At 55.7% G+C, this 1,154-nt stretch carries 1 protein-coding gene; it reads left to right on the top strand.

Annotated features, from left to right (window positions below):
* Nucleotides 1-117 precede the first annotated feature (117 nt).
* Nucleotides 118-1,154 (top strand): phenylacetate--CoA ligase family protein (locus AC630_RS42435; RefSeq protein WP_083636636.1); only part of this gene is annotated, 1,037 nt, incomplete at its 3' end.

The raw sequence follows: 1,154 nt of genomic DNA, 5'->3' as shown, positions 1-1,154 counted from the left end.
TTTTGGGAGAGGTGAACTCCACCTGAAGAAACTGGTTCAGCGGTCGTGGCGTTTCGCCGGAAAACAATCGGCGTCCAAACCGCATTCAACAGCCGAGTGACGACAGGAGTTACGTAAATGATTGCATCTTACGATAGTGCCGAACTGCGGCGCCCGGAGGATCGAGAAGCCGAAGATTTCGTCCAACTCAAGGAGGTTCTTCGGAAAGCCCTCCTGCTCCCGTATTGCGCGACTGCTATGCGGGACGAATGTCCCGACCTTGTCGATAATCGCGAAGTATTGGCCGCGCTTCCAGTCACTCGTAAATCCGATCTTGTTCAAATCCAAAAGTCGAGCAGGCCGTTTGGCGGTATGCTGAACCATGCCCCCGCAATCGCCTCACATCTTTTCGTCTCTCCCGGACCTGTTTTTGAGCCCGAAATTGATCGCCCGGATCCATGGAATGGAGCACGAGCGTTGTTCGCAGCCGGATTTCGGTCGGGGGACGTCGTACTAAACACATTCAGCTATCATTTGACGCCTGGCGGTTTCTTGTTCGATACCTCCGCGCGCGCGCTCGGGTGCAGTGTTATCCCGGCGGGCCCAGGCAATGTGGAGACGCAGCTTGACCTGATCGAGGGCTACCGCCCGGTAGGTTTTTTCGGAACGCCTGATTTCTTGAAGATCCTCATCGAGGCGGCGGCGACGAAGGGACGAGATATCTCGTCGATTAAACGCGCCGCTGTTAGCGGTGCAGCATTTCCGCCGTCGCTTCGAACATATGTAGAGTCTCGAGGTATCGACGCATATCAGGTCTATGCGACAGCGGACGTAGGCGTCATTGCCTACGAAACCTCGGCCCGTGAAGGCATGATCGTCAATGAACATTTGATCGTAGAGATCGTTTGGCCCGGAACTGGAAACCCTGTGCCGGCCGGTGAAATCGGTGAGATCGTCGTCACAAGCCTCGATTGGCGGCGACCGTTGATTCGTCTCGCTTTGGGAGACCTTACTGCCGCCATGCATGGCCCGAGCCCGTGCGGACGCACCAATATGCGAATAAAGGGTTGGCTGGGTAGATCTGACGAAAGTACCAAGGTGAAAGGAATGTTCGTTCGGCCCGAGCAGATAGTCGAGATCGGTCGGCGACACCAAGAAATTCAGCGAATGCGCCT

Source organism: Bradyrhizobium sp. AS23.2 (genome assembly GCF_001908185.1).
GTDB lineage: Bacteria > Pseudomonadota > Alphaproteobacteria > Rhizobiales > Xanthobacteraceae > Bradyrhizobium.
This window is presented reverse-complemented; position numbering and strand designations above follow the sequence as displayed.